This is a genomic window from Zhongshania sp., from assembly GCF_047636175.1.
Lineage (GTDB): Bacteria > Pseudomonadota > Gammaproteobacteria > Pseudomonadales > Spongiibacteraceae > Spongiibacter.
The window spans coordinates 14,701-39,386 of record NZ_JBLIKC010000011.1 but is presented as its reverse complement, the minus strand read 5'-3'; the positions used below and the strand labels follow the sequence as shown (position 1 = coordinate 39,386).

General features: G+C 49.4%; 20 protein-coding genes. 11 read left to right on the top strand and 9 right to left on the bottom strand.

Translation table 11 applies throughout. The annotated features are described in order from the left end of the window. Positions 1-35 precede the first annotated feature (35 nt). On the bottom strand, positions 36-971 hold the full coding sequence (locus ACI955_RS08395; RefSeq protein ID WP_415243294.1) for a LysR substrate-binding domain-containing protein: 936 nt from the start codon (positions 969-971) through the stop codon (positions 36-38). Between the two features lie 163 nt (positions 972-1,134). Here ACI955_RS08395 and ACI955_RS08390 point away from each other — a divergent pair, with 163 nt between their 5' ends. Together ACI955_RS08390 and ACI955_RS08385 are read left to right on the top strand one after the other, a co-directional pair. Then, positions 1,135-1,833, top strand: a complete 699-nt coding sequence (locus ACI955_RS08390; protein ID WP_415243293.1) for a type 1 glutamine amidotransferase domain-containing protein — start codon at positions 1,135-1,137, stop codon at positions 1,831-1,833. Between the two features lie 36 nt (positions 1,834-1,869). After that, positions 1,870-3,027, top strand: a complete 1,158-nt coding sequence (locus tag ACI955_RS08385; protein WP_415243292.1) for an iron-containing alcohol dehydrogenase — start codon at positions 1,870-1,872, stop codon at positions 3,025-3,027. 177 nt (positions 3,028-3,204) lie between these two features. Here the strand turns inward: ACI955_RS08385 and ACI955_RS08380 are convergent, their stop codons facing one another. From ACI955_RS08380 to ACI955_RS08365, 4 genes are all read right to left on the bottom strand, one after another. After that, on the bottom strand, positions 3,205-4,197 hold the full coding sequence (locus tag ACI955_RS08380; protein ID WP_415243291.1) for an alpha/beta fold hydrolase: 993 nt from the start codon (positions 4,195-4,197) through the stop codon (positions 3,205-3,207). 31 nt (positions 4,198-4,228) lie between these two features. Continuing rightward, a complete protein-coding gene (locus ACI955_RS08375) occupies positions 4,229-4,600 on the bottom strand; it encodes a YajD family HNH nuclease (RefSeq protein ID WP_415243290.1) in 372 nt (123 codons plus the stop codon). 229 nt (positions 4,601-4,829) lie between these two features. Further along, positions 4,830-5,054 (bottom strand): nitrate/nitrite transporter NrtS, encoded by a 225-nt coding sequence (nrtS, locus tag ACI955_RS08370; protein ID WP_415243289.1) that lies wholly within the window; start codon positions 5,052-5,054, stop codon positions 4,830-4,832. Positions 5,055-5,197: 143 nt separating this feature from the next. Beyond that, a complete protein-coding gene (locus ACI955_RS08365; protein ID WP_415243288.1) occupies positions 5,198-5,848 on the bottom strand; it encodes a TetR/AcrR family transcriptional regulator in 651 nt (216 codons plus the stop codon). Positions 5,849-5,942: 94 nt separating this feature from the next. Here ACI955_RS08365 and ACI955_RS08360 point away from each other — a divergent pair, with 94 nt between their 5' ends. Genes ACI955_RS08360 through ACI955_RS08345 form a run of 4 tightly spaced genes read left to right on the top strand, consistent with a single transcriptional unit; the run spans position 5,943 to position 10,071 of the window. Then, complete coding sequence (locus ACI955_RS08360; RefSeq protein ID WP_415243287.1) at positions 5,943-7,409, top strand: flavin-containing monooxygenase; 1,467 nt, start codon at positions 5,943-5,945, stop codon at positions 7,407-7,409. A gap of 10 nt (positions 7,410-7,419) precedes the next feature. Then, complete coding sequence (locus tag ACI955_RS08355; RefSeq protein ID WP_415243286.1) at positions 7,420-8,286, top strand: SDR family NAD(P)-dependent oxidoreductase; 867 nt, start codon at positions 7,420-7,422, stop codon at positions 8,284-8,286. Next, positions 8,283-9,224 (top strand): alpha/beta fold hydrolase, encoded by a 942-nt coding sequence (locus ACI955_RS08350; RefSeq protein WP_415243285.1) that lies wholly within the window; start codon positions 8,283-8,285, stop codon positions 9,222-9,224. The genes ACI955_RS08355 and ACI955_RS08350 overlap by 4 nt, the downstream gene beginning before the upstream one ends. A gap of 28 nt (positions 9,225-9,252) precedes the next feature. After that, the gene (locus tag ACI955_RS08345; protein ID WP_415243284.1) at positions 9,253-10,071 is read left to right on the top strand and encodes an SDR family NAD(P)-dependent oxidoreductase; all 819 of its coding nucleotides are present in this window, start codon (positions 9,253-9,255) and stop codon (positions 10,069-10,071) included. Between the two features lie 62 nt (positions 10,072-10,133). On the opposite strand, the gene ACI955_RS08340 is transcribed toward ACI955_RS08345, so the two are convergent. The 3 genes from ACI955_RS08340 to ACI955_RS08330 form a co-directional block, all read right to left on the bottom strand. Further along, a complete protein-coding gene (locus ACI955_RS08340) occupies positions 10,134-12,479 on the bottom strand; it encodes a 1-acyl-sn-glycerol-3-phosphate acyltransferase (protein WP_415243283.1) in 2,346 nt (781 codons plus the stop codon). A 105-nt stretch (positions 12,480-12,584) separates the two neighbouring features. Continuing rightward, the gene (locus tag ACI955_RS08335) at positions 12,585-13,418 is read right to left on the bottom strand and encodes a lysophospholipase (protein WP_415243282.1); all 834 of its coding nucleotides are present in this window, start codon (positions 13,416-13,418) and stop codon (positions 12,585-12,587) included. Further along, positions 13,415-14,896, bottom strand: a complete 1,482-nt coding sequence (locus ACI955_RS08330; RefSeq protein ID WP_415243281.1) for a DUF3336 domain-containing protein — start codon at positions 14,894-14,896, stop codon at positions 13,415-13,417. The genes ACI955_RS08335 and ACI955_RS08330 overlap by 4 nt, the downstream gene beginning before the upstream one ends. A 730-nt stretch (positions 14,897-15,626) precedes the next feature. Here ACI955_RS08330 and ACI955_RS08325 point away from each other — a divergent pair. From ACI955_RS08325 to ACI955_RS08315, 3 genes are read left to right on the top strand one after another with little or no spacing between them, the layout of a single operon-like run. After that, positions 15,627-16,790, top strand: a complete 1,164-nt coding sequence (locus ACI955_RS08325) for a 1-acyl-sn-glycerol-3-phosphate acyltransferase (RefSeq protein WP_415243280.1) — start codon at positions 15,627-15,629, stop codon at positions 16,788-16,790. Beyond that, positions 16,791-18,914 carry an ATP-dependent DNA helicase DinG gene (gene dinG, locus ACI955_RS08320; RefSeq protein WP_415243279.1) on the top strand — a complete coding sequence of 708 codons (2,124 nt, stop codon included), beginning with the start codon at positions 16,791-16,793 and terminating at the stop codon, positions 18,912-18,914. 30 nt (positions 18,915-18,944) lie between these two features. Next, positions 18,945-19,274, top strand: a complete 330-nt coding sequence (locus tag ACI955_RS08315) for a YqcC family protein (RefSeq protein WP_415243278.1) — start codon at positions 18,945-18,947, stop codon at positions 19,272-19,274. On the opposite strand, the gene ACI955_RS08310 is transcribed toward ACI955_RS08315, so the two are convergent. Continuing rightward, positions 19,271-19,891 carry a response regulator transcription factor gene (locus ACI955_RS08310; protein WP_415243277.1) on the bottom strand — a complete coding sequence of 207 codons (621 nt, stop codon included), beginning with the start codon at positions 19,889-19,891 and terminating at the stop codon, positions 19,271-19,273. The two genes, ACI955_RS08315 and ACI955_RS08310, sit on opposite strands and share 4 nt — an antisense overlap. Before the next feature lie 183 nt (positions 19,892-20,074). On the opposite strand from ACI955_RS08310, the gene ACI955_RS08305 reads away from it, so the two are divergent. Both ACI955_RS08305 and ACI955_RS08300 read left to right on the top strand, forming a co-directional pair. Beyond that, positions 20,075-23,140: a cache domain-containing protein gene (locus ACI955_RS08305; protein WP_415243276.1), complete on the top strand. Its 3,066-nt coding sequence runs from the start codon at positions 20,075-20,077 to the stop codon at positions 23,138-23,140. Then, the gene (locus ACI955_RS08300) at positions 23,130-24,644 is read left to right on the top strand and encodes a response regulator (RefSeq protein WP_415243275.1); all 1,515 of its coding nucleotides are present in this window, start codon (positions 23,130-23,132) and stop codon (positions 24,642-24,644) included. Before ACI955_RS08305 ends, ACI955_RS08300 begins: the two co-directional genes overlap by 11 nt. Positions 24,645-24,686 lie beyond the last annotated feature (42 nt).

Genomic DNA, 24,686 nt, shown 5'->3' with positions numbered 1-24,686 from the left:
GTCGCCTTGGCGGGCCAAGCTCTGGGGTATTGATCTTATCCTTTGTTCGATAAGCGGATATTTTTCATGGCTTGGCGGTCGGTTTTATCAAAGTAGTCTTTAAGGAAATCTATTAGCACCCGCAGTTTTTTTGAGCCGGCACTGCCGGGCGGAAAAACACCATAAATATCGATGTTATTTAAGTGATAATCTTCTAGTACCCTTTCTAACAGTCCTGCTTGAATTTTTGGCCAGGCATCGTAAAGTGGGATGCGACCCAAGCCATGTCCCCCCTCTATAAAGGCCGTGCGAGCCGCTGCGTTATTGGTGCTAATACTGCCTTTTACCGCAACACTATAAGAGCGACTACCCTTGCTAAGGGTAATAGCGCCGGCGGTGAGTTTATAAACAACCCAGTCGTGCTCTTCGAGTTCGGTTGGTGTGGTTGGGCGGCCACGTTTTGCAAAATAGTCTGGCGAGCCACATAAGCAGGTAGGGAAGGTGGACAATTTGCTCGCTTGGAGCCCGGAATCCGTCAGCGGGGCCCCCCGTATGGCGAGGTCGATCCCCTCTTGCATGATATTAATCACTTCATCTGTCAGCATCACATCAAGTTCAATTTTAGGGTAAAGACGGCGAAAGTCGTTTAGGGCGGGCACGACCATCTGTAAGCCAACATTGACTGGGCAGGTTATTTTTAATAAACCTTCGGGCTCATTTTTCAAGTTTTCCATCTGCAGATTGGCGATATTGGCTTGTTCGGCAATGATGCGGCAAGACTGATAATACGTCGCACCCGCCTCAGTCAACGCGATGGCGCGGGTGGAGCGGTTTAGCAACTTCACCCCCAACTGAGACTCCAACTTTTTAAGATGATAACTGACTGACGCGCGGGATAAGCCTATGTGCTTTGCGGCGGCGGTTAAGTTGCCCTGCTCAATGACTTGGGCAAAGACCACCATGCTTTTAAGTTGTTCAAAAGATAGATTCATAGCCTATTGTATCAATATATCTACTAATGTAGTCAATTCTGTCTGTATTGTTCGATATGCCCTGTGGGTAATACACTGTTGGTAATTGATAGAAATCGAACTATCCAGAAGTTGAGCTAGCTATCAGGCGAGCCACCACAGGATTTACAGGAGTACGTAAAACATGACTAATTCAAACGCTAAAAAGGTGTTAATGGTAATTACCTCGCACTCAGACTTAGGTAGTACCGGAGAAAAGACGGGCTTTTGGGTTGAGGAGTTTGCTGCGCCCTATTACGCCTTTATAGACGCAGGTACTCAAGTAACACTAGCCTCTCCTGCCGGTGGTCAGCCGCCAATTGATCCAAAGAGTGAGTCACCAGATGCTCAGACGGCGGCTACTCGCCGCTTTGACGAAGATACTGAGTCGCAGGCCTTATTGGCAAAAACGGCTAAGTTGAGCGACGTCAAGGCAGCGGACTATGATGCGGTATTTTATCCTGGTGGTCATGGGCCATTGTGGGATTTAACCGACAATGTCGATTCCATAGCCTTGATTGAAAGCTTCTTAGCCGCCAATAAGCCCGTTGCTGCGGTGTGTCATGCAACGGCTGCCTTTTTGAATATTAAAGATGCAGCGGGCCAATACGTTGTCAGCGGTAAGGCGGTAACCGGTTTCAGTAATACGGAAGAAAATGCTGTGCAATTAAGTGACGTGGTGCCCTTCCTCTTAGAAGATGAACTTGTTAAACGTGGCGGTGACTACCAAAAAGTAGCTGACTGGCATGCATTTGCGGTGCAAGACGGATTGCTTATTACTGGCCAAAACCCAGCAAGCTCTGAACTCGCGGCAGAGAAATTATTAGCGGCTCTGGCAGCTTAAAATTGCCCGCTTTATTGAAACGAATAGGACATCGCAATGTTAAATTTTAGTTTTCAAAATACTACCAAAATCCTGTTTGGCGAAGGCCAAATTAAGGCGATAACCAAGGCAATACCCAAGGGCGCTAAAGTGCTTGTCACATATGGTGGCGGCTCTATTAAGGCCAATGGTGTTTACGATCAGGTTGCTGCGGCATTAAGCGAGCACACTTGGTTTGAGTTTTCGGGTATTGAACCAAATCCGACCTATGCCAATTTGATGAAGGCATTGGTTTCCATTCGTGAACACGATGTTGACTATCTGCTGGCGGTAGGTGGCGGCTCTGTTGTTGACGGCACCAAATTTATCGCCGCGGCGGCCTTGTACGAGGGCGACGATCCCTGGGACTTTATTGCTAAGGGTCAGCCTATCAAGCAGGCATTGCCGATGGGCTGTGTACTAACCCTACCGGCAACGGGTTCAGAGTCGAATACCGGCGCGGTAGTTACGCGTGACGGTAACAAGCTACCCTTTAGCAGCCCTTTGCTGCGGCCTTTATTTGCAGTGCTTGATCCGGCAGTGACGCTGTCCTTATCTGATCGCCAAATTGGCAACGGTGTCGTCGATGCATTTGTTCATACTATGGAGCAATACCTCACCTACAGCGTCAATGGCAAAGTGCAGGACCGTTTCGCCGAGAGCCTATTACTTACTCTAATTGAAGAGGGGCCAAAAGCGCTAGCCGCCGAAACCAAAAATGATTTGGATGTTCGTGGCAATATCATGTGGGCGGCGACAATGGCTTTGAATGGTCTGATTGGCGCTGGTGTGCCTCAGGATTGGTCAACGCATATGATTGCTCACGAGCTAACCGGTGCCTATGGCATTGACCACGCTCGGACTCTGTCCATCGTCTTGCCGGCTGTGATGAAGATTCGCAAAGAGGCCAAGCGTGACAAACTATTGCAGTATGCGCAGCGTATATGGAATCTGACCGATGGTGACGAAGACACTCGTATTCAGCGTGCTATTGAGTTGACGGAGCAATTCTTTACCGCCATGCAAGTGCCGACTCGGCTATCTCATGTCGACTTAGCTGAGGCACAGATTGATGGTTTGATCGAAAAGCTCACTCAGCATGGCATGGTGAAATTAGGTGAACACAAGGCTGTTACGCCCGACGTCAGCCGTGAAATCTTAGTCGCTGCGCTTTAGGGCCAAAACAAATGGCAAGATCAATCTTGCATTGATCTTGCCATTATCATCATTTTTATTCTGGCTTCACAGTATGAGATTGTTCGATATTAAGTTGATTGTTTGAAGACGTGGATCTCAAACTTATCGCTGCTGCTATTTATAATAAAGATCAATCAAGGACAAAAATACCGCCGATTACTGATTAATGACTTTATCAAAAGCCTCGCTAAACCTGGGGTAGTCTTCATATTGCGGCATATGACCAAGACCATCTAGCTCTATAAGAGTTGAGCCTTTAATCATATTCTGAGCGTTTTTACCGAGCTTGTCATATTCTCCAAGCGTTCTTGTGACACCCTCTTTTAACCAAGCCCGACCGGGCCCAGTTTTATCCCTAGTGCCAATAATTAAGAAGGTTTTATTCTCGATTTGTGAAAATCGAGCGACGATGTTCTCTGAAAATATGGGGCCGTAACTTAAGGCATTATTCCAGGCAACAAGCTTCCAGTCTTCTCCGGCAAGCATTCCCTTTAAGGGTGTTAAAAGGGCCTCGTAGTCACCTGACCATTTGTCGTCATAATAATTAGCCTGTTGGTAACGTCTGGCTTTTTCAAGCGTGGTGCCAAGCTCGAGTTCATAGAAGAAATTAATGTCTTTATATTCTGCATATTGGCTGTAGTCTTCCAAGCCAATAGGGTTAATGAGTATGAGCTTATTAACCGCTGTACTGTAATTGGCAGCAAATGTAATTGCTAACATACCTCCCATCGAATGGCCGACAAGATCAAAATTTTTAATATTCAAACTATCCAGCAGTAATTTAGTATTCAAACTTAGCTGACCAAAACTGTATTGGTAATAAGCTGGCTTGGATGATTTACCAAAGCCGACCTGATCCGGCATGATGACGCGATAATTTTTCTTGAGTAGGTCTTTGGCAATTGCTTCCCAGTAATACGCTGAAAAGTTTTTACCATGGAGTAAGACAATGACCTTTTGTGCGTCTTTGGTGCCTATATCCATATAGCGCATTTTTAGGTCTTGTTTTTGAGAGTTAAAGTTGAAGGTTTTAACGTTAAAAGGGTAGTCAAAGCCATCTAGCTCTTTGTTATACACCGGTGAATCATCAGAAAAGCACAGTGTAGATAGCGTGAGAGCAGACACCAAAACCAATAACAACGTTTTCATAAAAACCTCATGGGCCAAATTTCTTGCTAGCTTATTCTTTACCTTCCATTTTCGCCTTTAAATCAGCAAATGGATTGTATGTGGCCGCTTTTACTTCTGACTTTCCGCTACTGCCGTAGCGTACATGGTTGGCAAATTTTGTATGCTCTTCATCATGGCAATAAATACACAGCAACTCCCAGTTGCTGCCATCACTTGGGTTGTTGTCATGATTGTGATCAACATGATGCACCGTCAATTCGGAGAGATTTTTACGGTCAAATTCTCGCGTACACCGACCGCAAATCCAAGGATAAATTTTTAAGGCTTTTTCGCGATACCCAGACTCTCTTTTGGCATTGTATTTAATCTGCTCGGCGCGAACTTGATCATATTTACTGATAATTGGTTTTTCAGTGCTCATACTTTTTAAACTCTTATTCAATGAATATTATATTGCCATAAAAGCGCTCAGAGCTAACAGATCACGGCAGGGATAATAATCACTGTAGAGGCTGCGAGAGCGTGATATAACACTAACATACTAAGTCTAACTGCAGATTGTATATTTCAATACCTATCTGACATGGTTTTCAGATGTGGCTAAAAGATGGAGAGCCCGTATTGTGGTGACTGTGAAAAGCCTATGTAGCCTAATGATCACTATTTAAAATAATTTTTACTGATGAGTATGTCGAAACGCTGTAAGGGACTAGATAGCTAAGAATAATTTGTAAGATATTCTGCGTACTCAAGCTAAGATTAAATATTGCCGAGCCATGATTTATTAGAGCCAATATGGTGCCCACCAGCAGGCAGACTTTAAGGGCTGTTCGATAAACCTTTGGCTGTAAAGCGACTTCCAGAAACCTAAGCATTTGCTAGTCCGCATATTATTGTCTTTAAAATCTGAGTGCCAGCTTATAGGCGCACGCTGAAAGGCCAAGCAGGGATGTTGAAATGCCTCAGACTACACCGTCGCAGTATTCCCTTGACTGGTATTAGCTTGCGTTTAATTTGATTAATCCACAAGTGGGTTGATTAGTCCGCGGATCAAGCGGCTATTCACGCGAACTAAGACCGTACGCGGCGAGCGGTAGTCTTCTAATAACCAGTGCAGTGCCGATTGGCTGATCGCGCCTACCAGTGAGATCCCGGTGATGCGAGTTTCCTCTTTTGGTAGAGGCCAATCTGGCTGCATGGCTTTTCCTAAGAACAGCAGTAAATCGGCGAATTGCTGGATACGACTTGTGTACATTGCGTCGATGCGCGGGCTAACGCCAAGGACTTCTAGCCAGCATACGCGAGCCACTCGGGAATTTTCAAAGGCGGTGAAAAATGCCTCAAGGCCGTTATCGATCTGGCTGGCTGGACGCTGCTGGTTTGCTGAGGCGGTAATCGCCGCCATGACCTCTGCTTGGATCTGGTTTAGCGACACCGTATAGACTGCGGCCAATAGATCTTCGGTATCCCTAAATGTTTTATAGAAGTAGCGGTCGGTGAGACCGGCTTGCTTGCACAGCATCCTTACGGTGGTGGCGCGGTAACCTACTGTGCCGAAGAGTTCTAAACCGGCATCCATAAACTGCTGACGCTGCCGCGATAGGCGCTCGGCAGCGCTTTCGCCACCGTAGGTGCGTCCTGAGTTTGTTTGTAGTTCTTTTTTTTGCATGTGAGTATTTGACGACAAGCGCCATCAGAAGTAAAGTGATGTTATTCGTCATCACATTAATTGTTGTTCGCTTCAGCGCTCAGAGAGTCAAGATATGCAAACAAAACATTGTTATCGGGTTGTCATTATTGGCAGTGGATTTGGTGGGCAGTGCGCTGCTATACGTTTGCAGGAGCAGGGTATCAACGATATTCGGATTCTTGAACGCCGCGACTTTATGGGAGGCACCTGGTGTCAGAATAGTTATCCGGGAGCGGCGGTGGACGTGCAGTCTCCCTTGTATTCTATTTCGTCTGAACCCTACGCTTGGTCGCAAATGTTTGCAGAGCAGGATGAGCTGCAGCGCTACACCAATCGAGTGATTGATAAGCATGGCCTGCGCGAGAAAACTTCACTAAACGCCAATGTGAAGCAGGTGCAGTGGGATGACGCTGCCAAGCGTTGGGTGGTTGAGACTGACGCCGCGGGGACGTTTGAGGCGCAGATACTGATAAACGCTTCTGGCCCCTTGAGTACGCCGGTTATTCCCAACTTCCCGGGCCGCGATACTTTCAAAGGCAAAAGCTTCCATACTAATAGCTGGGATCATTCTTATGATTATAGCGGTAAGCGTGTGGCTATTGTTGGCAGTGGCGCCAGTGCCGCCCAGGTGATTCCCGCGATTGCGGGAGAGGTCGGTGAACTGCATGTATTCCAGCGCAGCCCGCATTGGGTATTGCCGCGGCCAGATCGTAAGTTTTCATCATGGCAGCGCAAACTGCTTGGTATCAAACCACTCTACAACGCCTTGCGCTGGGCGATTTACTGGGGATTAGAGGCCCGTGTTATTGGCTTTAAGTATTCAAAAACAATGCTTCATCTGGTCGGCGGTCGTGTTGCGCTAAAGCATCTTGAAAAACAGGTTGCAGATCCGCTACTGCGCAAAAAGCTGACGCCCGACTTCACCATCGGGTGCAAGCGGATCATCCTCTCAAGCACCTTGTATCCCGCGCTGTCTCAAAAAAATGTGACAGTGCATGACAAACAAGATGGTATTGCGGCTGTAAATGAGGACGGCATACTGACAAGCCAGGGGCAGCAAATCGACGTGGATCTGATTATCTGGTCTACCGGCTATGACGCGACCGATGGCGTTATCTCCTATCCGGTGATTGGTAAAGACAGCGTGAGCCTCGCCTCGGTCTGGGAAGCGTTTCCGCGGGCCTACCTCGGCACTGCCATTCCGAGTTTTCCTAATTTCTTTGTTGTCACCGGTCCCAATACTGGTATCGGTCATACCTCGGCGATTTTTATTATTGAATCGCAAATGAAGTACATCACCGACAGCATTGCCGAGCTGGATAACTCCGGCAAGCAATCCATTGAGGTGCGTCCCGAAGCCGAAGATGAGTACACCCAAATGGTGCATTCAGAAATGGAAAAAACGGTTTGGAAGTGGGGTGGTTGCACCAGCTGGTATCAGAGTAAAAGTGGCCACGTCATTGCCATGTTCCCTGGTTTTAGTTTTACCTACCGTCGGCTTGCCAGCCGCTTCAAGTCAAAGCACCATCTAATGAATTGAGATTGATGACATGAATAACTTTAAAAATAAGATTGTGGTTGTCACGGGTGCGGGTTCGGGTATGGGCCGCGCCTACGCGCTGGAATTTGCAAAACTTGGAGCGCGGCTAGCCCTCAACGACTACGACGGCGCAGGCCTTGCTGAAACCGTTGAGCTACTGCGCGAGTCCGGTGAAGTAGAGCTATATACCGCGACCTTTGATGTGGCAGACCGGGCGGCGATGGCAGGTTTTGCAGATGAAGTGAAGAGTGTTTTGGGCAACGCCCATGTGATTATTAATAACGCCGGCATCTCTGGTGCCGGAAAGCCGGTGTGGGCGACGCCACTTGCCACAATTGAACGGGTGATGGCCATTAACTTCTATGGGGTAGTGCACGGTACTCAAGTTTTTCTGCCCCAGTTGATTGAAAATGGCGAGGGCGCCGTGGTCAATGTGTCGAGTATTTTCGGCCTTATCGGTCCACCCAATAATAGCGATTACAGCGCATCTAAGTTTGCCGTGCGTGGCTTCACCGAGGCGCTTATGGTCGAGTTACACGACAGTCCAATCAGCGTGCATCTTGTTCACCCGGGCGGCATTGCTACCAATATCGCCAATATGCCTCAGCATCAGGCATTTTCAGCGAAATACCTGTCAACGCCACCTGAGCAAATTGTTCGCCACGTGATCCGAGGTATTCGCCGAGGCACTCCCAAAATTGTGTATGGCCGAGATTCCTTTAAGACTTGGCTGGGCGCGAATCTGGTTCCTCTGCGCATACTAAATAAATTGATATGGCACGACATGCGAAAGGTTATCGACCGCAGTGATTATCCGCCGCGTCCCTCGGCCATGCTTAGTTTGTCTACGTTAGAAAAAGAAGGGAATGCAGAATGAAGAAGCCAATTGCTATTACCTTAATAAGCATAGTGATTGGCTTTGCTGTCTGGGCTGGAGTCACCTATCCGCGCATTGGCGGTCAGGTGTTGACGCTAGCCAGCAAGATTGAAACCACGCTTTATGGGCTACACCGCGCTGAGATAGAAATCAGCGATAGCCGCCTAATGAGCTGGCAGGGCGGGCCAAAAGGCAGCGCGGAAACCGTGGTCATGCTTCATGGCTACAGTTCAGAGAAGACCGTGTGGATGCGCTTTGCCAGTCATTTTACTGATCGTTATCGAGTGCTGATCTTAGATCTCCCGGGCCATGGTGAAACCGCATTCGATCCCGCGCTTAAATACGACTCGGTAAGTCAGGGTGAACGTGTGCTGCAAGCTATGGATGCACTGGGTATTGCCAATGCGCATATCATCGGTAATTCGATGGGCGGCTTTATCGCCGCGCAGATTGCTCTGCACCATCCAGAGCGAGTGCGAAGCGCGACGCTGATCGATCCTGCAGGGGTGGTTGCGCCAAATACCAGTGATATGGAGCGGATGCGCGCCATGGGCCGCAATCCATTTGAGATGAGCAGCCGTGAGGAATTTTATACCTTCTACGCCATGACGATGTCACAGCCGCCTTGGTTGCCAAGAATGATATTGGACTATATGGCGGACGATTATATTGCGCGTCGTGAATCACTGGCGCGTATCTTTCACGACTTCCATGACGTCGACATGCTCGACACGCGGCTCTCTGAGTTCAGTGTGCCGGTGTTGCTGCTGTGGGGTGAGCGCGATCGTCTGCTAGACATCAGCAGCGCTGAAATATGGAGGCAGGGTGTTCCCAACGCGCAACTTATCACTTATCCAGAGCTTGGGCATATGCCGATGCTAGAAGATGCTTCACGCAGTTCACGCGATGTTCTGGATTTTATCGCCAAGCATCAGTAAATATCGTTCTCTCCAATAGGCCGCAAGCATGAAAACATTTAAGGATAAGGTTGCCATCGTTACCGGCGGTGGTGGCGACGGTATTGGTCATCACTTAGTGATGGAGCTTGCGCGGCGCGGCGCAAAAGTGGCGTTCTGCGATATTGCTAATCGGGACGCCAGCGAAGCTATGCTCGCAGAGATCAAGGCAGACTTTTATAGCGAGCAAGTGGATATGGGCGATAAGAGCGCCATAAACGTCTTCGTCGACAATGTGATTGCTCACTTTGGACACATTGATTTCTTAATTAATAATGCAGGTATTGCCCTAGGTGACCTCACTTTTGGCGAAGCCAGTGAACAGGACTTTGAGAAAATAACCAATATCAATTACTGGGGGGTTATACACACCACCCAGCGCTGCTATCAGCATCTGCTGAGTCGCCCTGAGGCTGCCATTGTTAATCTTTCCAGCTCGCAAGGTATTTTAGCCTTGCCCTATCTGGTGCCGTATTGCACAACCAAGTTTGCAGTGCGCGGCTTTACCGATAGCTTGCGGGCCGAGCACCGTATCCGTGGCATCCATAATTTGACCCTGCATACGGTGCATCCCGGTGCAGTGGCCACCAACATCACACTTAATGCCGATCACCACAACAGCAGTACAAAACACTTCCATGCCGAGTTGCAAAAGGGCACGCAGCCATCAGTTGCGGCGAATATAATTTTGCGCGGAGTACAGAAAAATGTTGGCCGTATTTTTATTAGCGATGGCCGGGTGCAAGATATCCTCGCTCGACTTATGCCGTCAGCCTATGTTGGAGTTGTCCGCTGGCTTATGAGGATGCGCGGGATTGCGATACGTTGAATTAGGCGGTGCCGGCAACCGAGACTGCCGCGCCTTGGCGCGGCAGTTGATGCGGGGAGGTATTATTTTTCCAGTTGGGTGCGTATCTGCAGACGTTTGGCGTCGGCCATCGACGCCAAAAAACGAACGTTGGCAGAAATTTCTCTCAGGTCTTCTAGCCAGCGTTGCCGGCCATCCGCCGCGTCGCCTCCAGCTTTCAATAAATCCTGGTTGTCCGCTATTTTAATGGCGTTTTCAAAATAGCTGCCGGATACCGACTCTTCGCAATGGATTCGCTTTTGCAGAACGCGCTGCTTGCCCAGTGTTAATGCGTGATTGATAAGTTGCTTTGGATCACTAATTTCACCCTCGGCTTGCATCCGTAAAGCCCTTGCTAACACTAGGTAGGCTTCTATAAAAGGTCGGAGGGTGCCGTGTCCTAAAATGGGCGTGATACCAGCCAGCAATTTTCGCGTGGTTTTGGCCCCTTGTATAACGCTGCTGCGCCAGTCCGGCGCGCGTTGTTCAAGTTCGCGTTCCAGCAACAAGATAAAGGCGCTTGAGCCTTCGAAGAAAAATTCGTATTTGAACATCTCTCGCAGTTTGAGTGCTTCGTCGTGGAATTGGGTAATGGCTTCGTCACCGGTTTTGTTGACAGCAAGCAGTGCCATATCGGCAATAGCGCTGTTGATAAAAAAGTGAATCAGGCCATTGCGATAGTAGGCCGCGGTGCGACCCGCGCCAGCGGGCAGCATATAAACAGATTCAATGCCGTCGTTGAAAATATTGATGACACCGGTTGTGCCCAGTTGTTGCAGGCATTTTTTGATACCCGCGTCATCGAGATTTTTGACGTCGTTGGTGGCCGCGAAGCCCAGTTTATTTATTAACTCTAGCAGCGCTTGGATATCGGTATTTAGCTCGCTAAACGTGATGGCCTTGTGACCGTGTTCAAGAATGACATAGCAGATTAAAGAGTTAACGGTGATTGGCGTGGCATTGTTGGCGTCAACCGCCAATTCGAAGGCGATTTTTTGAATGTCCCTGGTTTGCGGCGCCGGACTGCTAAGGTCTAGGTGTTCACTGATAGTGACACCTTCCCCAAAACGCACATGGATTTTGCCATGAGGGTTTTTTAGACCACTGATGTACTCCATAAACCACGAGGTCGACTCGGGGCGTTTTTTGCCGCCGGCCTGCAGGGCGTCGTAGTCAGCGACTTCCGGTACTTGGTCATAGGTAATGGAAACCGGCATCAGTAACAGGTCAGGGGCGTTGTCACGCATATGCGCGCTAACCACATAGTTGATTAAGCCGAAGCGCGGTGGCATTAATTTACCGGTGCGGGAGCGGGTACCTTCTAGTGCCCACATCAATGGGAAGCGTTTTTCACCTAGGTAGTCGATATAGTTTTTAAATACGACCTTGTAGACGGCGTCGTCTTGGAAGCTGCGACGAATAAAAATAGCGCCAGATCGGCGGAGTATTGGGCCTATTCCGGGCATGTTCATATTAATACCCCCGAAGAGGTGTAGCGGTGTTAAATTCTGATCGTGAAAGATGGTCATCAGTAAAAAACCATCGATATGCGATTTATGGGTAAATAGAAACGCGACCGGTTTTTCGGTGAGTAGTTTGCGGATGCGCTCGATATCGCCATCCGCGTAGTCAATGTCTTTGTCAAAACCGCGGGTGTACATGAAGCGGCCTAATGCAGCGGCAAGGTCGGTTCCGAGAGCGGTCGGTTTCGCCGACATTTCGTTCAGGCAAAGTTTTGCTTCTTTGATCAAACTGTCCATTGAGCGGCCACTAGACTCGCTAATCTTAGTGAGGGCTTTGATGACCGAGGGCTTGCGAATGACTTCGTCTGATAGTAACTGGGGGATTTTGTAGCGCGCGCCTTTGATATGGCGTTCATTTTTTTCTAGGGCTAAAAATGCTGAGCGATCAATAAATTTAACAAGATTTTCATCGCCACCGTGCTTGCGAACATGGTGAGCGGAGGCGTCTTTTAGCTGTGCAAGACTGGCGCCATTACCAACGGTAATGCTGTAACTATTTTGGTCCTTGCGCAGTCGTAGTTTCTGTTGAAACCAGCCGGGGTATTCACGATTGCCGGTTACTAAATCTCGCAGTGACACCCCTTGCATATCCCGAGGCGTGCGGGTTTTCCAGCTCACGCGCACGGGTACAAAGTATGGGTTTTGATTTGATTTGGTTAGTTCTGACAACTGGGTGTTAGAGCCCTGGCCATAGCGCCGCTTTTCTCGTAATTGGCGATGGACCACATGGTAGCTTGCGCCTGCGGGTTTATTCTCGCCGATAGACTCTTCTAATAGGCGTTTTTCAGTTCTGGTAATACTATCTACGATGAAAACAACTGGGCCACTAATATTGTCAGGCCAGGGGTTGTTGCAAGTTTCCTGCATATTACTATTCCTTTAGTACTATATACCCAGAGGTTACCACGACTAATATGGGTCGCGTTTTTGCTGATCGCGTGCTGTGTTACTTAAAAAGCAGATTGCCCATTTTTACAATCTTTGCTCTAACCAGGAATGTATTTCGGCGTAGATTTCATGCTTTTCCGGTTCAAGAAAAATTTCGTGATAAAGGCCTGGGTAAATCTTTAGAGTTTTATCCGCGGAGGAAATACCGGCATAGAGTTTTTCTGAGCCCGCGGGTGATGCCATTCTATCGTCTCCACCATGCAAAATCAGCATTGGTAAGGAGATGCTGGCGGCATTTTTGAGCACTCGATCAGCCGTGCGTAAAAGTTCAGTAATCAGTTGCACCCGAATTTTGCCAGTGAACACGCGTGGGTCGTTGCGATAGGCTTCAACGACCGCGGGGTCATGGCAGACGTCATTGGCCTCTAATTTTAGTATCGGTAGCTTTGGCAGCAGGATTGACAGCAAGCGCAGTAACAAACGCTGCACCGGGCCCACTGCACTTCCTGTGTCTAGGGCCGCACCCGATAAAATACAGCCGGCGATCTGTTCTTGATGCTCCAACAAATATGCGCTTGAAATAACGCCGCCCATGCTGTGGCCGATCAAAAATAGTTTACTCGTAGGGTGTAGCTCGGCAATTTGCTGGCGGTACTCTTCAAGGGTAGTTAGAAAGTCGTCAAAGCTATTTATGTAGCCGCGTAGCCCTTGGGACTGGCCGTGGCCTTCGTGGTCTAGGGCGTAAACGGCAAAACCCTGTGCCGTAAAATACTTAGCTATTCCGACATAACGATTGCTGTGTTCAGCCATGCCATGGACCAGAATTAATACCGCCTTTGGCGTGCCGATAGGCTGCCAGCTTTGGGTGTAAATGCCGCAACCGCTGCGGCTGCGTAAAAGACGTTTTTGCTGTGTCATCGGCTAGCTTCCATGGCAACTTCGGTTCTTGAACGTTTTGAATCATTAATCAGTCGGATTTCCATATCTCGCAAGATACGGTCAAGGACATGACTGACATTGGTTTGGAGACGAATGGTTTCTATATAGGGCCAGCATGCGCGCTCGCCGTCTCGAATCATATCCATTGCTTCTTCTGTGGTGCGACCTGACAGCAAACCCATGGGGTTGTGGAGGCGACGCGGCGGCAGAATATTAATATCTCCGGTATAGGTTTGGGCCAATACCGAACTGGTCATGTTCACCAGCTTACTGAGGCTAGGGTTGAGGCCCACCGGTTTGGAAATAAGTTTAGTGCCAGCCAATAGCCATTCGCGGGTAGTGTTGCGCATGGCATGTTTTATAATACCCCAGCTATTCTGATCTTTGGACTCAGAAACGAAGGGCAGTGCAATGGGATTGGTTTGGCTTACAATAAAATGATTGACACCGTATAGCCTAGCTACGCGTTTTATCGGCATATCGTCGCTGACCGAACCGTCAATCCATTTCTGGGAAGCGAGATAAGCTTGACGCTCGCCGCGTTGATTTTTGGCCGCTAAGGTGACGGGCGGAAAGGCCCCGGGAAAGGCGCAGGACGCCATCACCGCCTCGCGAATCATTACATTGGGCGAGGCAACTGCATTGAGCAATCGAGATGATTGGTGTTTTTCAGCGGGGGCCACCGACACATTGATTTGCAGCCCGGTTAGATGGAATGCCTCTTGGAAGGTCAGGTCTGGTATTAACCGTTCATATAATTTTGCAGCCGCTTCCGGCGATATTGCCGCGCGTTTAAATATATTGAGATTGGCGAGTTTGCTGGCTTCTTTGGTCACTTCGATACTGATGTATTCTGGTGTAAAGATTTTTGCTAGATCGGCGCGGGAGTGGGTGCCTACCAATGCGGACACGAGGGCCCCGCCGCTAGAGCCAGAAATAATAGGCGGCAGCAACTGCTGTTCCCACAGCGCCTTTACCACCCCAAGGTGGAAATATAGCAGGGTGCCTGAGCCGCTTAACATTAGGGCGGAACGACCAAAGCAGTGACTGGCGCGCTGAAAGAATTCAAACTTTTCTTCAAGCGGAATATCCTCGGTCCTGTCGCTGGCTAGGTGTAGTAAGGCTGACCCGATTTCCTCTATGTATTCGACGATCAGATTTTTGGTGCCAAAACGCGCTTTTTTGTAAAGGCTTGAGCGGCCCATGCCGGCCATATTGCCGTGAATACCTTCATTCAGGGAAAACATCAGGCCGTGGTTGTCGCCTTTTACGCGTAAGTCACGTAGTCGGTCTAGGCGCTGTCGAATAGCCTTAAAATCATATAGGCCACTTCGGTCTACGTTTTTCCAATAATCAAGACCGCTCTTTTGGTCGCTGCGCATTGCCGCGGCCTTCCATTGCTCATAGGTTTCTGCGTTGTCTAATTCTTGGTCGATTACGTCTTTGCGTCGGGACATATTTTATTCGCTCCGGTCAGCGTCAGTATCGTTAAGGCGATTAAATTTATGACAGGCTTTAATTCGGCAGTCAAAGAAATATGATCCGTCGGCAATGATGTTTTTGGCGCGGATTATGTCGAGGGATATTAGCTCCTTGTCGTTCAGCGAACATCTGCTTAGACTCTCAGAATGAGCTAGCACTGTCATGTTTTGCGGGCCTATATTTCTGTGCACCTGAAAAAAACGCATTGTAAATATTCCATTTATGGCAGCGTGACGATCTTCAGGTCTGGCGCAAAGCATTGTTTTTGCTTGCCCCTATAGCCCTACTATTGTCAGCGTTATTTCCCGTCTTAACAATATCAATCTCCTTCAATGATGCTCTGCTGGTTATTGTTCTGAGATGATCTGTCGCTTTGAATTTGATTGCAGGCTGTTTTCAGGCCCAATTGCTCACCCTGACGGGACAAGCATATTTTGTGCCGTCGGCTTTCTCTCTGAGGCTGTGGGCACTCAGCGCGCAATGCTTGTCCTATTCGCCTCCCTAGCATTAAGCACAGAGAATACCGCAGTCAATCGGCATCCCTGCTAAGCGCTGATGGCGCGGCGATGCATGACTATGCGCGGCTTTTAAGATATTTTTCGGGGATATTCAATGTTTAGGACCTGCGCGATTGTGCTACGCAGATGACGATTGCGACTGAATCCTTTATTGTACGCCCCTTTATATTGTTGAGAGCACAAACCAATGGATGACTTCGCTGAGATCCGGCCATACCACGACAATGAAGTTGTGCCGGTGCTAGCCAAGTTATTGCTTGACCCCGAATTGTTGAATATCGTTGCGAATCTGCGCATTCCGACCTTAAATCGCTACCTGCCATGGTTGGTGCGACCAGTTATCACTTGGTATCTGCGGCGCGAGCTCAAGGACGTAAGGACGGTGGCTGATTTTCAGCACGTCATTAAGCGTTACATGGACACGATGATCGAGGATCATACCTCCAGTTTCACTGTGTCTGGGCTTGAAGTTTTGGGTTCGAGCGCAGCGTATTTGTTTATTAGTAATCATCGCGATATTGCCCTCGATCCGGCCTTTGTGAACTACGCCCTCTATCATCATGAGCGAGACACCGTGCGTATCGCCATTGGTGACAATCTACTGTCTAAGCCCTTTGCCGCTGATCTGATGCGTCTCAATAAGAGCTTTATTGTGCAGCGCTCCGCCCGCGGTCCGCGGCAGATGCTGGCGGCGTTTCGGCAATTGGCTAACTATATTCGATTTTCACTATTGGAAGAGCGCAGCTCTATTTGGATTGCCCAGCGCGAAGGGCGCGCTAAAGATGGCAATGATGCCACCGAAGCGGCGGTTATAAAGATGATTGGTATGGCTCAGAAGAAGCCAGATGAGAGCTTTTCTGACTACATCAATCAGTTAAATATTGTGCCGGTTGCTATTTCATATGAGTGGGACCCCCTGGATGCCGCCAAGGCCAAAGAGTTGGTGCAGGTTGAACGCGATGGCGCCTATTTAAAAGCGGAGCATGAAGATTTAAAGAATATCGGTATTGGTGTGCTGGGTAGTAAAGGCGATGTTCATGTTAGCTTTGGCGCGCCCCTCAAAGGTGAATTCACCGACGCAGCAATGGTGGCGGCGCAGTTAGATGAGGCCATTATTGATCAGTACCACCTGCATGCGAGCAATGTTCTAGCGTATACGCGGCTATACAATGACGAAAGCTGGCGCGATTTGCGGGTGCCAGACATTAGCGGTGCTGATATCGTCGAATTCGACCAGCACTTTGCGGAAATCCCGCAGGAATATCGTGTTAAGGCGATGGAGATATATGCCAATCCAGTGCGCAATCAATTGCGTAGTCGGGATTTGCGGGCAATAGGCGAGGTCATTTAGGTGCTCACTGACTCACTCAAAAAAGCGATTCAGGACGCCTATCGACAATTCCTAGACGTAAAAAAACTGCGGCCTCGCTACGGCCAGCGCTTGATGATTGCTCATATCGCCAGAGTGTTGGGTGGTATAAAGCGCAATCAAGAATTTCAGCGCGGCGGTGGTGATCATCTCTGTGTGGTGGAGGCGGGCACTGGCACCGGCAAAACCCTAGCCTATGCGGTTGCGGCGATTCCGATCGCTCAGCAGAGCAATAAGACGCTAGTTATTTCTACCGCAACCGTCGCGCTGCAAGAACAAATCATCTACCGCGATCTGCCTGATATTCTCACCAATAGCGGCCTGCACTTTACGGTTAGTTTGTCTAAAGGCCGGCGGCGCTATATCTGTTTGTCTAAATTAGATCAGTTGCTGTCGGGCGCAGATGCCAAGGTCCTGCCGCTGTATGTGGACGAGCATATGGCGGCGCCAGATGCCGAGAGCCTGTCTTTGTACACTGATTTTGCGCAGAAGATGGCCACCGGTAAATGGGGCGGTGACCGCGACGACTGGAACACCGTTATTGCTGACGACAAGTGGGCGAGAGTCACGACCGATCATGCCCAATGCACCGGTCGGCGCTGCAGTCATGTCAAACAATGTAGCTTTTTTAAAGCCCGTGAATCGCTAACTCAGGCCGATGTGATTGTGGCAAATCACGATCTGGTGTTGGCTGATCTCGCTTTGGGCGGCGGCGCCATTCTGCCCCCCCCTGAAGACTGCATTTATATATTTGATGAAGCCCACCATTTGCCAGATAAGGTCATTAACCACTTCAGCGCGAACTTTCGCTTAGCCGCGACCGAGCGCTGGTTAGAGCAAATTGAGCGCGCCTTGGCCGCGATGATTGCGGTGCCAGCCATGGATGTGAGTGCGAGAGGCGGGCTAGAGAGTTTGCTGTCGCAGCTGATTGCGGTGCGGCGGGGCTTGGACCCGCTGCGGCCCATATTAGAAGGCTTGTTAGATCACGCGGAAGAGCGCCAAGGTACTAAGAGCGTGCGGTTCTCAGAAGGTATAGTGCCGGATGATTTAGCTGCCCACGCTAAGAATATGGTTGAGGGCTTCAGTGGCGTGATTCAACAGGCTGAAAAGCTTATTGATACCTTTCAGGATAGCTTGGACGGCAACCAACTCATGGCGAGCCGAGAAGTTACTGAACAGTGGTTGGCGACGGTGTCCTCTGCGCGTTTCCGTGCCGAGAACGCCTGCGCGCTATGGCGCTCTTATGCCAGTGATGCGCGGCAAGAAAAGCCACCCAATGCGCGTTGGATGGCCTTGGTAGAAGCTGGCCAGGGATTGTTTGATATTGAACTAAATGCCAGCCCGATACTGGCGGCCAATGCGCTTAAATCTGCCCTGTGGTCACGTTGCTACGCGGCGGTGCTGACGTCGGCAACACTCACTGCGCTAGGCAGCTTCAATCGCTTTAGTATGCGTGCTGGTCTAGATGTTGATGCCAGCTTTGAAGTGGTGCCGAGTCCGTTTGCCCACGCCGAGGCCGGTGAATTGTATGTGCCGGCCATGAATTGCGATGCGGGAAATGCAGAGGCGCATACCGCGGCATTGATAGAAATGTTGCCAGATCTGATGGCGCCTTCGGCTGGCAGTTTGGTGTTGTTCTCATCTCGCAAGCAGTTGCGCGCGGTCCGAGAGGGTATGCCCGCGGAATGGCAGCAACGTATTCTCGCGCAAGATGATCTGCCCAAGCATGAGATTCTTAGTCAACATCGAGCGCGTTTAGATAAGGGCGACGGCAGCGTTATTTTTGGCTTGGCAAGCTTTGCCGAAGGGGTGGATTTACCCGGCAAATATTGCTCGCATGTACTTATAGCTAAAATTCCATTCGCGGTGCCGGAAGATCCGGTAGAGGAAGCGCTGGCCGAGTGGATTAGTCGCAATAACGGTAATCCCTTTATGGATATTACGGTGCCAGATGCCGCGGTGAAACTGATACAAGCCAGTGGCCGTTTGTTGCGCAGCGAGTCAGATGTTGGGCGTATTACTATCTTAGATAGGCGCATTGTGACTAAACATTACGGTCGGAAAATGCTGGCGTCGATGCCGCCATATCGGCAGATAATAGAATGATGTGGATGACTCCGACGCGCGGATTCAGCGATGAGTGACGGCTTTGAAGTTGCAGCGATATTGATCGACATCGAAGCCGAGTTGCGTCAAATAGGATGTTGGCAAGCAGAAGTACCACCGCCATCAGCGCTGCGCAGCGAGCAGCCCTTTGCTGTTGATACGCTTAATTTTGCGCAATGGCTGCAGTTTATTTTTATTCCGAGAATGCGGTTTTTAATCGATCAGCGGCAGGGCTTGCCTAGGGCCAGTGGCATTGCGCCCATGGCAGAAGAGTATTTTAGCGCTAAGCAATTGCCTGTGAACGGTTTGATGGCTGCCTTGCGTGCGGTAGACGCCTTGCTGGGCAGCCAGCAAGCTTAACGAGTGCCAGTGTCTTCGGCCGCCATAACCATACGCACCAAGTGGGCCAGCGAGCGCACTCTCATCTTTTCCATAACGCGGGCTCGGTGAATTTCTACTGTGCGCTGACTGATATCAAGATCGTAGGCGATGACCTTGTTTGCCTTGCCTTCGATCATGAGCTCCATTACTTGAGTTTCGCGCGGGGTAAGATCGGATAATTTAGCCCGAATTTTATGCTTCTCTTCCAGATCAGCACGATTCTCAGTGTCGGCGGCGATGGCCTGCTGAATTTTCCCTAATAACTCTTCTTCTCGGTAGGGCTTTTGCACAAAGTCCACTGCGCCTCGTTGCATGGCGTCTACGGCCATTGGCACATCGCCATGCCCGGTCACAAAGATAATCGGCAAAATAGAATGTCGGGTATTGAGCTGGCGCTGCAGTTCCATGCCGTTCATGCCGGGCATGCGAATGTCCAGTACCATACATCCGGCCATCTCTGTGGTGTAATCTTCTAGAAAGGCGTCCGCTCGTGAGTAACTAGCGACTTTGTGGCCAACTGATTCTAGTACCATTTGGAGGGAGTCCCGCACGGCTTCGTCATCTTCTACTAGGTATACAGTTGCTTCTATGGTCATTGTTACTTCCTTACCGTTACCGTTTTATAATGTATTTAGGCTACCATGAAATTATAGACATTTGGCATGCTTAATCTGCGAATTAGTCGATTGATACTGGCAGGAAGCGCCAAGACTGGATAAGCTTTCGGCTAATAAGCCGCAACGCAACGATGCGATTGCTAAACACAACAAGGGTTGCGCATGCGAACAAAGCGCAGTTTAGTACAGATTTATCTCCTCAGCCTAGTCGCATTGTCTGCGATTCCTTTGGCGATATTTGGCTATATCTGGATTGCTAAGGAATACGAAGGCTACACTGAGCAAAGTGAGGCGTGGCGAGACACCTACGTGGAGTCTCGGCGTGAGCTGTTGCGTAGAGAAGTTGGCAAGGCCGTTGAGTATTTAGACTACAAGCATAAGCATTTGAACCGACGGCTTTATAATGACTTGCGCCAGCAGGTCGCAGTGGGTATCACCCTGGTTGAAGATACTCGCAAAGAGTTTGTGGGCGAAAGTAAGGCAGAACAGCTAATCCGTTTGCGGGCAACCATGGCCTCGCTTCGATTCTCCGATAATAAGGGCTTTTTCTTCTTATTCGATGACCAGGGGCGAGCTTTGCTGCCGCCGATGGACGCCGCTGCAGAAAAGCGAATGACAGACCGCGCGACGGTAGCTTCTTTTTCCAGCCAGATTAGGGCCGCGCTATCAAATAAAACATACGACTTTCTGGAGTACCGGTTTACCGATCAGAATAGCGACCTTACGCCAGAACGAAATTTTAGTTTTGTTTATTACTACAAGCCGCTGAACATCTATATGGGCGCCAGTATCTATCTCCGTGATGAGCTCAATCGTTTAAAGAGCGAAGTCATTGAGCGGATCGCAGCGGTCCCCATCGACCCAGATAACTCGATATTGTTTGTGGTGGATAAAGATGGTCGGCAGCTGGTTAATGCCTATGATCCCAGTAACGTGGGGTCTTTTATGCCAGATATCGTCGATGTTAGTGCAAGGGTCGGCGGTGATGAGCAGAGCCTGTTTACTGAATTAAGCTGGCTGGACCGCGACGGTCAGAAAAAACCTGTTATCTCTTATATCCGCCGGTTCGAACCCTGGGGTTGGGTATTGGGTTCTGGTGTGTTTTTGGATGAACTTAACGTCAAGCTCGCCGATGAACGCACGGCTCTGCAGGCTCGGGTTAAGGAGCATATTCTATTCATCGTTGTTATCGCTTTTGTGTTGATGATGTTCTCAGCCATTGCGGCGCGTTGGTTGGCGAGGCGCAGCGCAGCTGGGTTTCATATCTTTCAGCAGTTCTTTGCTGACGCCAGCAAGAGTTCTACCGCAATAGAAGTGACGCGTCTGCCGTTTGCCGAGTTTCAGCGTTTAGCTGAAGACGCAAATTATATGGTTGAACAACGCACCGAAACCGAACGCGCCTTAAAGCTCAGTGAACGGCGTTTTCAACTGGCACTAGATGCGGCCCAAAACCATCTCTGGGATTTGGATTTACAGACCGGCTTGGTCACCGTCGGCGAGAGCTTTTTCCGTTTGCTGGGATACGACGCCCCCTTTAAACCTTATCCCGTAGGTGCATTTAAAAATATTGCCTATGGCGATGATCTACAAATTATCGCCTCTGCAGTGGACAGCTGGCTGGGCTTGGCAACCGGCAATAGCGTGGAGTTCAGAGTAAAGGATCGTGCTGGTAATTTCCGCTGGATTTATAGTCGCGGCGACGTAGTTGAGAGCAATGAGAACGACCAGCCGATTCGCGCCATGGGTATTATGACCGACGTAACTGATCGCAAGCGAATCGAGCAAGAGTTGGTTAATGCGCGCATTGCCGCCGAAGACGCATTACATGCAAAGAGTCAATTTTTATCCAGTGTCAGCCATGAATTGCGCACCCCCTTGAACGGGGTGTTAGGTTACGCGCAGCTATTACAGCGCGACACAGGTATCCCCGTGGGTAGTCAGGAGTATTTGCGGGCGATAGAGAGCTGCGGCAAGCATTTGCTCACCTTAATAAATGATGTCTTAGACCTAGCGAAGATTGAAAGTGGTAACATCGATATTGTGTGCCGCCCCAATAAGCTCGACGATATTGTGTCTAATGTCAGCGATATTGTGGCCCATAGAGCGAAATCAAAGGGTCTAGAATTTGTTGTCGATCTCGATCCCAATTTGCCCGTACAGGTTCAAGTCGATGAGGTGAAGCTGCTTCAGGTTTTGGTTAATTTGCTAGATAACGCGGTTAAATTTACCAGTAGCGGTAAGGTAGTTTTAAAACTGCATGCCTCACCTGAAACCAAGCAGCTGATGTTCTCGGTCACCGACAGTGGCATGGGTATTCCCCAGGAAAAGCTGCGCGACGTATTTGAACCTTTCCGGCAGGTTAATCCCCAAGACGGCAAAGGCACTGGTCTCGGCCTGTCCATTTGTCGGCGCTTAGTTGAGGCCGCGGGCGGTAATTTAAATGTCAGCAGCGAGTTTGGGCAGGGTAGTTGCTTCTATTTTGACGTACCTTTACTGGAAATTGGGGCAAGCGAATATATTAATGAATTGGCGACAGAGGCCGCCGATCGCTCGCCCAAATTACTGGCGGAGACGGGCCAAAATCCAGCGATCATTGTTGCTGATGATGTTGCGGTAAATCGCCATGTCTTGCTGAGTATGCTTGAAGACGTTACCACTGATGTGCGGGAGGCAGTTAATGGTCTTGAGGTTATTGAGCACTTGAAAGAGCGCACCGCGCAGCTGGTTTTAATGGACTTACGTATGCCAGAGATGGACGGCATGGAAGCGACGCGCGTTATTAAGCAAGAAATGGGGATGAAAGATGTCGCTATTATTATGGCCTCGGCGACAACAGATGAAGAGATGATGGAAGAGGCTGTGGCGGTAGGGTGTGATGGCTTTTTACCCAAGCCTGTAAGCATAAGTGATTTACTCAAGATTGTTGCCTCTACCTGTGGCGGTCAAGCCCACATTACGGTCGCTATCCCCCCTCCTGTGGTGGCTAATGTGGTGCCATTAAGTGATTTTGTATTACCTAAAGATCAAGATTTACAGGAGTTGAGTGCAGCGGTGGATCTTGGTGATGTCACTCGGCTGCGAGAGTTATTACAGCAACTGCGCACGTTTAGTCCGGAGTGTGATGGCTTTATTGATGAAGCTGAAGAATATCTCGGTGAATTTGACTTCGATAAATTGGCTCGGCTGTTAGTGCAGGCGTCGCACGAGACGAGTGTCAATGATGCCTGATCGAGATAGCGAACAAATATTGTTGGTTGATGACAATCCGACAAATCTGCAGGTTCTTTTTAAAACCCTTGAAGGCAGTGGCTACCGCTTACTTGCAGCGCGCGACGGTGAAGCCGCGCTTTATACCGCCAAGCGGGCGCGACCGTCTCTGATTTTACTTGATGTCATGATGCCTGGCATGGATGGCTTTGAGGTCTGTGAACGTCTTAAAGAAGACCCTGATACTGCCGACATTGCGGTGATTTTTTTGTCGGCTTTAACTGATAGTCAGTCCAAAGTACATGGTTTAGCCGTTGGTGGCGTCGACTATATTGCCAAACCCTTTCAGACCGACGAAGTTCTTGCGCGGGTGCGAACCCACATTAAGATTCAGCGTCTTGAGCGCGCGCTGGCGCGTCGTAATAGCGAATTAGAAGATGAAAATCAGCAGATTTTAAATGCCGTCGACGAGGGTATTATCGGCATGGATATTACTGGTCGGGTTACTTCAATGAACTCCCAGGCCGCAACGCTTACTGGATGGCCGGCGAGTGATTGTATTGGTGAATTATTCTCGCTGCTGCAATTGTTTCCCGGCGATAAGGCATTGAATCAATCGCTGAATTTGCTTTGCGAGGGTGGTGTCGGTCTGCGTAAGGAGCACGTTAGTATAAGCACCCGTTCTGGTCGTATTGCGCCTGTTGCGGTGAGTGGCTCACCGCGGAGTGAAGGGGGCGCGGTATTAGTGTTGCGGGATATAAGCGAATGGCTTCAGGATCAACATGCGCTTGAGCAGGCTAGAGAGGAAATGGACACTCAGCGTCAGCATTTGGCGCATATAGAACGTCTTAGCACCGGTGGCGAGATGGCGGCGGGGATTGCCCATGAGGTGAATCAGCCACTGACTGCCGTTACTAATTATGCACGGGTTGCGCAGCGCCTGCTGACTGATTTGCCTGCAGATAAGCGCTTAAAAATGGACGATGTACTCACTAAAATTGTCATTCAGGCTGAACGCGCGGCAGCTGTTATTCAACGTATGCGTAGCTATGTTAAAAAGCCCTCAGGTGGACGCCAGGTGCTGGAGTTAAATGCGGTGCTTGAGGATGTCTTGGCACTTGCTGAGGTCGACTCGCGCGTCAACGCGATTCCCGTGCAGCTAAAGGCGGCGGCTAATTTGTCGACCATTTTTGCCGATGAGGTTCAATTACAGCAAGTGGCTTTGAACTTAATTCGCAATGCTATGGAATCAACCGCCAATGCTGGTCATAGCAATGCAGTAGAAGTCAGCACCTATCTAGAAGGGGATATGGTGTGTTTTCGCGTAAAAGATTTTGGTGCGGGTATGGCGCCGGAAATAGAAGCGCAATTATTCAGCCCATTTGTGAGCTCTAAAGAAGGCGGTATGGGCATAGGCTTGTCGGTGTCTAAGTCGATTATGCAGGGGCATGGTGGCGATATTCGATTTCAGGCCAATCCCGACGGCGGCGCCATTTTTAGCTGCGAATTTCCGGTACATCTCTAGAATCTATTGCCATTATTTTAAGCGGAGGGTGACCTAGCTAGT

Coding starts and splice junctions, on each gene's coding strand:
- ACI955_RS08395 (WP_415243294.1), bottom strand. CDS start 971: ATGAATCTATCTTTTGAACAACTTAAAAGCATGGTGGTCTTTGCCCAA.
- ACI955_RS08390 (WP_415243293.1), top strand. CDS start 1,135: ATGACTAATTCAAACGCTAAAAAGGTGTTAATGGTAATTACCTCGCAC.
- ACI955_RS08385 (WP_415243292.1), top strand. CDS start 1,870: ATGTTAAATTTTAGTTTTCAAAATACTACCAAAATCCTGTTTGGCGAA.
- ACI955_RS08380 (WP_415243291.1), bottom strand. CDS start 4,197: ATGAAAACGTTGTTATTGGTTTTGGTGTCTGCTCTCACGCTATCTACA.
- ACI955_RS08375 (WP_415243290.1), bottom strand. CDS start 4,600: ATGAGCACTGAAAAACCAATTATCAGTAAATATGATCAAGTTCGCGCC.
- nrtS (WP_415243289.1), bottom strand. CDS start 5,054: ATGCTTAGGTTTCTGGAAGTCGCTTTACAGCCAAAGGTTTATCGAACA.
- ACI955_RS08365 (WP_415243288.1), bottom strand. CDS start 5,848: ATGCAAAAAAAAGAACTACAAACAAACTCAGGACGCACCTACGGTGGC.
- ACI955_RS08360 (WP_415243287.1), top strand. CDS start 5,943: ATGCAAACAAAACATTGTTATCGGGTTGTCATTATTGGCAGTGGATTT.
- ACI955_RS08355 (WP_415243286.1), top strand. CDS start 7,420: ATGAATAACTTTAAAAATAAGATTGTGGTTGTCACGGGTGCGGGTTCG.
- ACI955_RS08350 (WP_415243285.1), top strand. CDS start 8,283: ATGAAGAAGCCAATTGCTATTACCTTAATAAGCATAGTGATTGGCTTT.
- ACI955_RS08345 (WP_415243284.1), top strand. CDS start 9,253: ATGAAAACATTTAAGGATAAGGTTGCCATCGTTACCGGCGGTGGTGGC.
- ACI955_RS08340 (WP_415243283.1), bottom strand. CDS start 12,479: ATGCAGGAAACTTGCAACAACCCCTGGCCTGACAATATTAGTGGCCCA.
- ACI955_RS08335 (WP_415243282.1), bottom strand. CDS start 13,418: ATGACACAGCAAAAACGTCTTTTACGCAGCCGCAGCGGTTGCGGCATT.
- ACI955_RS08330 (WP_415243281.1), bottom strand. CDS start 14,896: ATGTCCCGACGCAAAGACGTAATCGACCAAGAATTAGACAACGCAGAA.
- ACI955_RS08325 (WP_415243280.1), top strand. CDS start 15,627: ATGGATGACTTCGCTGAGATCCGGCCATACCACGACAATGAAGTTGTG.
- ACI955_RS08315 (WP_415243278.1), top strand. CDS start 18,945: ATGAGTGACGGCTTTGAAGTTGCAGCGATATTGATCGACATCGAAGCC.
- ACI955_RS08310 (WP_415243277.1), bottom strand. CDS start 19,891: ATGACCATAGAAGCAACTGTATACCTAGTAGAAGATGACGAAGCCGTG.
- ACI955_RS08305 (WP_415243276.1), top strand. CDS start 20,075: ATGCGAACAAAGCGCAGTTTAGTACAGATTTATCTCCTCAGCCTAGTC.
- ACI955_RS08300 (WP_415243275.1), top strand. CDS start 23,130: ATGATGCCTGATCGAGATAGCGAACAAATATTGTTGGTTGATGACAAT.